The 6272-nt window shown below is 32.8% G+C and carries 6 protein-coding genes and 2 pseudogenes; 2 read left to right on the top strand and 6 right to left on the bottom strand.

All coding sequences use genetic code 11. The features are described 5' to 3' along the window. Nucleotides 1-79: 79 nt before the first annotated feature. Both HMPREF3031_RS10210 and HMPREF3031_RS13490 read right to left on the bottom strand, forming a co-directional pair. Nucleotides 80-1006 carry a DMT family transporter gene (locus tag HMPREF3031_RS10210; protein WP_002480066.1) on the bottom strand — a complete coding sequence of 309 codons (927 nt, stop codon included), beginning with the start codon at nt 1004-1006 and terminating at the stop codon, nt 80-82. A 140-nt stretch (nt 1007-1146) separates the two neighbouring features. After that, a complete protein-coding gene (locus tag HMPREF3031_RS13490) occupies nt 1147-1308 on the bottom strand; it encodes a hypothetical protein (protein ID WP_002480067.1) in 162 nt (53 codons plus the stop codon). Nucleotides 1309-2490: 1182 nt separating this feature from the next. Here HMPREF3031_RS13490 and HMPREF3031_RS10200 point away from each other — a divergent pair. Continuing rightward, the gene (locus HMPREF3031_RS10200; RefSeq protein ID WP_002480068.1) at nt 2491-2730 is read left to right on the top strand and encodes a hypothetical protein; all 240 of its coding nucleotides are present in this window, start codon (nt 2491-2493) and stop codon (nt 2728-2730) included. Nucleotides 2731-2857: 127 nt separating this feature from the next. Here HMPREF3031_RS10200 and HMPREF3031_RS13485 read toward each other — a convergent pair. The 4 genes and pseudogenes from HMPREF3031_RS13485 to HMPREF3031_RS10185 all read right to left on the bottom strand — a co-directional run. Continuing rightward, nucleotides 2858-2977, bottom strand: a pseudogene (locus HMPREF3031_RS13485) (protein rep); the annotation flags it as partial. Between the two features lie 3 nt (nt 2978-2980). Beyond that, nucleotides 2981-3331, bottom strand: coding sequence for a DUF4064 domain-containing protein (locus tag HMPREF3031_RS10195; RefSeq protein WP_002480069.1), 351 nt, complete (start codon nt 3329-3331; stop codon nt 2981-2983). 38 nt (nt 3332-3369) lie between these two features. Beyond that, nucleotides 3370-4407: a DUF4352 domain-containing protein gene (locus tag HMPREF3031_RS10190; protein WP_057510292.1), complete on the bottom strand. Its 1038-nt coding sequence runs from the start codon at nt 4405-4407 to the stop codon at nt 3370-3372. A gap of 228 nt (nt 4408-4635) precedes the next feature. Then, nucleotides 4636-5661, bottom strand: a complete 1026-nt coding sequence (locus HMPREF3031_RS10185) for a DUF4352 domain-containing protein (RefSeq protein ID WP_060804075.1) — start codon at nt 5659-5661, stop codon at nt 4636-4638. A 469-nt stretch (nt 5662-6130) separates the two neighbouring features. Here HMPREF3031_RS10185 and HMPREF3031_RS13080 point away from each other — a divergent pair. Further along, nucleotides 6131-6272 (top strand): annotated as a pseudogene (locus tag HMPREF3031_RS13080) (ornithine carbamoyltransferase subunit F); the annotation flags it as partial.

The raw sequence follows: 6272 nt of genomic DNA, 5'->3' as shown, positions 1-6272 counted from the left end.
CATCAAGTTGTTAATCATGCCGAGCGCACACAAAAAGAACGTTTCTACCTGTCGTAAAAACGTTCTTTTTAATATGAATTTAGAAGAATCTTAGTAAGACGATGCCTATGAAGATACATATGATTCCAAAAATCTTACGTACATTAATCTTGTTTTTCTTCGCACCTAAAATGCCGAAGTGATCAATTATGACACCCATTAACATTTGGCCCAGCATTCCGACAATAGTCGTTAATGCGGCACCTAAATATGGCATTAAAACGATATTCGCTGTGACAAATACCACACCAAGTACCCCACCAATAAAATAAACTGGTTTGATTTTACCTACTTCTGGTTCATAAGTTGATAATTTAAATGAACGATTTACAAACGCTGTAATGACAATTAATGCGATTGCCCCTACAGAGAATGAAATTAATGACGCAAATAACGAACTATGTACTTGTTGTCCTAACTGACTATTGATCGCAGTTTGAATCGGTGGTGCAAACCCAAAGATAAATCCTATGACTAACCATGGTAAGACTTTATTAGCTTTTTCTTCTTTAGGTTGATGTTTAACATAATTCATCACAATGATGCCAATAAATAACAATAAGACACCAATCAGCTTTAAGAATGTGAATGGTTCTATTTTAGCTCCTAACCAACCAAAGGTATCAATCATCACACCCATAATGATTTGTCCAGCAATGGTTATAATGACTGTCAATGACGCACCTAGCCTTGGAAACAGTAATAGATTTCCTGTTAAGAATAAGACACCTAATAGTCCTCCAACGAACCACGTATAATTAAACGATTGACCAGAAAAGAAACTTAATGTGAAGTGACCAGGTGCAATAATCAAGTTTACAATGAATAAAAATAGAGCGCCGACTGAAAATGAGATTGCTGAAGAATAAAATGATGAGTGTGTATAGCGTATTAGTTTTGTATTAATAGAAGTTTGTACAGGAACCACCATTCCTGCAACTAAACCCAGTAAAAATAAAAACAGCATGCGCGCCCTTCTTTCCTACAATGATTAAAATAGTATAGCATAACTCAAACCTATTAGAAATCTCTGTTGTGAAATCTTCAATTGTCTATTTTTCCAACAATTTAAAAAGCTGCCGATGCGGCAGCTCCCAATCATTCTTCTTATTTACGTACTAATGCTAAAATACCTGCAACAAGTATTAAAATACCAGATAAAATTCCGAATAAACCAATGAAAATAAAGTTTAGTACGCCTCCTATAACAAGTAAAACACCCATTAAGACACGTTTTTTATTACTTAATTCCAATTGCTTTATTGACAATGAGCCTCTAAATCCTTAACAACCCCAAAACTTGTCGAATCGTCGGCTTAATAGCTCACGCTATGCCGACATTCGTCTACAAGTTTAGTTAAGGGTTCTTCTCATTGATCAATAAATTTTCTCGGCATAAATGCGTGTTCTACTTTTTGTTTTTCAATCTTTTCAACACAACAAAAAACGGCGTCATAAGTAGTGTAAAAAATAATGCGGAAATCAAATTTGCATACAAGTTAAACTCAATCGGCAATATTAAATCTAATAAAGATTGCAAAACAAAAAATGAGATAAAAAAATACATAAAAGATAAAAAGACTTTCAAAAATAAAACTCCTTTCCAGCAAATCTTATCACAATAGTTTTTGCTTTACAGGTCTACTTTTCGCCGTTATAATCTAGTTAAATCCTGTGAGGGCGCACTTATACGTTCTGTCCGAACGTGTGCTGAAATCGCAATCGCTCTTCGTCAATTTTCTTATTTTAAATTCAAAGAAACGGCTTGAGATATTCCGAGCAGTTACAAAAATTAATTTGTGTTGAATATTGCTACTGCATTTTTTAAAAAGTGATGTAGATTTATAGCCCATAACTTTTTTGAATTTCATCGACGATACGGCGTCGAAGGAAAAATAAATAGACCGTACGAAAGAAAAAAGCCAATCCAATTTTATTTGGGATGGCTTTTATTTTTTTAATGCCCTTATTTTTAATTTTAAGGGGACATTCTGAAGTTCCGTAAGATATTTACAGAGTTTTTTATCCGAAATTATTTATCAGCTCTTAAAACGCAAATGAGAGCTAAATAAATATATCATGATTCTAAAAAGCAAAAGTTCAATCAAAATCAGTGTCTGATTTTTAGACACTGCCCATTTACATGCAAACTAAAATATTACATAAAATTACTCAAAAATCAACTCGATTTTTAGTTCCAACAGGAGCAAGATTCTGTAAAAAATATCAAAATTTAGATTTGGGGTTAATTTTCTTGTAAGAGCATAAGGAAAATATGCATACATTTTTAAATTATTACTAATATGTATAAAGACAAGAAGAAACTCGTTTTCAACTCGTTTCTAAAAAAAACCAAAAAAGACAACACTAAATTCTTATGATAATATCATGACGAATGTTCTTACAGTTATATATTATAATTAAAAAGAGGGGATACTTGGAGGTAAAAAGATGAACATTAGAAATTTTAAATTATATGAAATTACCTTTTTAATAATTTCTATGCTATCAATTATCACAGTATTTCTTAATGTTGCTGATATATTAAAAATGCCAATACAATGGCAATATTTCTTTCAATCAATGATATTTTTATCTTTAGGTATAGCAACTATAAGAAAAATGAAAGTAAGTGCAATTATTGCCATTATAGCTAGTATCGTAATAATATCGTCTATTTTTTTCATATAAAAAAGCCCGCCAAAAGCGGACTTTTTTTATTTTAATAACGTTTTGCCCAAGTAGCTTTATATACCCATTTCTTTTTAGGTAATTGATAAGGATTATCTCGGACTAATCTTTTCTCAGCTGTTCCACAGTTAACCTTAAGTGCTTTTTGCCATAACTTAACCCATTCTGCTTGAGAAATATAATTATCTTTATTCTTAAAGTAACTGTTTTCAACACATAACAACACATGTATATGCTGATTATAACTGCATTATTTTCGTAATAACGCTAAGACACCCGCAGTTAAGATTAAAATACCTGCGATGATTCCATAGATACCAATTAAGAAAAAGTCTAGTACACCTGCGATAATGAGCAAGATACTCATTAATACACGCTTTCTCTTAATTAAACAACTAATTATGAATGTCGCTATACTCATCAATATAACGATAATACCTAACGTATAGATATCACTGCTTCCAGCATTTCCGACAGCTTCATTCGCACTTGCGACCATTAATGTGGAAATCCCACCAATAATCCCAAATATACTGCCGACAATGCCTAATACAATTTCTGCGATACGGTTTCTAGGTTTTTCATATCTTAACTCATCCATTTTTATAACTCACCTTTAAAACTAAAATTTATTTCTATCTACTCTTCTAACATCGCTTGATCTGCTGCTTCTTCTTGTTTTTGAAGTTCTGCATCTAATTTCGCTTGTTCTTGTGCCTCACGTGCTGCTTGTTCGTCTTGACGTTTCATTTCTGCTTCATAGGCACGTTGATCCGCTTCTTCTTGTTTTTGTCTTTGTGCTTCTTCTCGTGCATCTATTTCATCTTGGCGCTTCATCTCTGCTTCGAATTCTTTATCGATGCGATCTTGATTTTTTTGCCATTCTGCATCTTCACGCTCAAGTTGCTTTTGATATTCTTTATCCCATTCTGCTTCTAATTCATCATAAAGTTTATCAATACGTGCTGCTAAATCGTTGTATTCTTTATTTGTAACACCACGTGTGACGTGATTCATTCTTTCTCCATCTGTTAATGCGTTATATTCATCTACTAACGCATTGTATTCTTCTGCTGTGTATGGATAATCCTCGCTATCGTCTTCAGCTTTTGTTTTATCTTTCTTCGTATCCGATTGGCTGTCAGCTTCATTATAACTGCCATCTTTAATCATTGCTTGATGAAGGTTCCATTTCGCTTTAACATTTGCAGTTTTAAAATACGTGTCCATTTCTAAGGTATAGACTTTGGCTTCTGGAACATCAAATGTTAAAGTGCCTGTCGCAGTTTTACCTTGGTTTAATTGATGAGAGAAAATACCGTCTGTACCATCTCCGCCAATCCAATCTGGATACGTTTCTCCTCTGACGTTCATTGTAAATGCGCTAGAATCTACAAGTACTTGATCGCTGTTATTGTTTTTAAATTTCAATGTCACTTTTAATACTTTACCGTTATTAGGTGCTTCGTAATCTTCATAATCATTTACATACTCTGCTTTAACTACTCGAACATCTACACCGTCAGCATCAACGATTTGCCCTACTCTGAATGTTTTCATTTCTTCTGTTGCTTTACCTCTTGCTTCTGTACCTTCTGTCTTTTCTTCAGACTTTGCGCCACTGCAGGCAACTAATAAAAATAATACACTAATCATCAAAAACCAAAGTCTTTTCATCTTTCTCTCTCCGCTCTGTATTTAGTTGTGAAACGATGACATTTCAATGCATTTACCATCAAATTGTCTTTATAGGAATATTTTATAATACTTTTAAGTAAAAGCAATCTTTTTTCGAATATTTATGAAGGTTTAGTGAATATTTTTTAATTGATACTTTGGATTATAGGTAATTCAGATTAATACTATGTATAAATATAAAAAAGCTGCCATAGGCAGCTTTTTCAATTATTGTGAATCATCTTGAGATTGATTGTTCGTATTTTGTTGTTTTTGTGCTTCTGCTTCACGTGCAGCTTGTTCATTTTGACGTTGTACTTGAGCTTCATAAGCACGTTGTTCCGCCTCTTCTTGTTTGCGTCGTTGTGCTTCTTCACGCGCATTGACTTCATCTTGGCGTTTCATTTCTGCTTCAAACTCTTTATTGATACGATCTTGATTTTTTTGCCATTCAGCCTCTTCTTCTTTTACTGCTTTTTGATATGCAGCATCAAGCTCTTCTCCATAATCTTCTAGCAATTTATCTACACGATCAGCTAAATCATTGTATTCTTTGTTCGTAACTCCACGTGTGACATGGTTCATACGCTCACCTTTTGTGAAGGCATTGTATAAATCAACTAACGCATTATATTCATCTGCAGAATAAGGATAGTCTTTTTCTTTAGATGATTTTTTAGAACTTTTCTCTTTAGTATCAGATGCTGCTGCTTTATTTGTATCGTTTTGACTGTCACCTTTTTTAATCATTGCTTGGTGGATGTTCCATTTACCTTTAACATTTTTCTTTTTAAACTGCGCATCCATTTCTAATGTATAGACTTTAGCGTCTGGTACATCGAACGTCAAAGATTCTACTGCAGTTTTTCCATGACTGAGTTGATGCGTGAAACTTCCTTCTGAATGATTACCGCCAACCCAGTCTGGATACGTTTCTCCTCTAATCGTCATTGCGAATGCGCTAGAATCCACAACCACTTTTGGTTTATTATTATTTTTAAATTTCAAAGTTACTTGTAATGCTTTCCCGTTCTTTGGTGCATCAATATCACTGTAGTTATTAATGTATTCCGCTTTGATAACTTGAACATCCACACCATCGGCATCTACTATTTGTCCAATTTTGAATGTCTGCATTTGATCAGTGGCTTTACCTTTTTTAATTGTTTCGTCTGATTGATCATGTGATTTCAAACCGAAACAGCCCGCTAATAAAAATAATGCACTGATTACAATTAACCAAAGTTTTTTCATTGATATCTCTCCGCTCTGTCTTAGTTGTAAGTATCATAGATGTCTAATGGAGACATTTATTTTCTTATATAACACTATCTTATATTACTTTTAACCAAAATCAATCTATTTTTAAGTTTTTGTTAAGCTCATGTGAAATATTTTTTATTTCCACGTTTAAAATGCTGAAAGTATAGGAATTCAGCGATTTTCTTTCTATTAATTTTTGTTGATTTTGAACAAAAAAGGGTTAACTTACACGGAATAGGTAATACAAATAAAAGCGAGTCATATATTCATACAAATAAATGAATATTTTTCTTTTTGTTATCGCTAAAAATGCACCTTTAAAGACACCTTATGCATAACGTTAACTTCTCAGACAAATTTAAAGTTATAACTAAATAATTGTGCAAAATTTCATTGACGAAACCAATAGAAAGCGTTTACAATTAATGTGAAATCAATCACATAGAGGAGTTGTATTAGAATGCAAAACTTAAGAAATAGACATTTCCTAACATTATTAGATTTTTCACAGAAAGAGATGGAGTTCCTACTGAACTTATCAGAAGATTTAAAACGTGCAAAATACGCAGGTATTGAGCAACAAACACTTAAAGGAAAAAACA

The organism is Staphylococcus sp. HMSC072B07, assembly GCF_001815505.1.
GTDB classification, from domain to species: Bacteria; Bacillota; Bacilli; order Staphylococcales; family Staphylococcaceae; genus Staphylococcus; species Staphylococcus simulans.
Note: the sequence above shows the minus strand (reverse complement) of the source record. Positions and strands in the feature narration are given on the sequence as shown.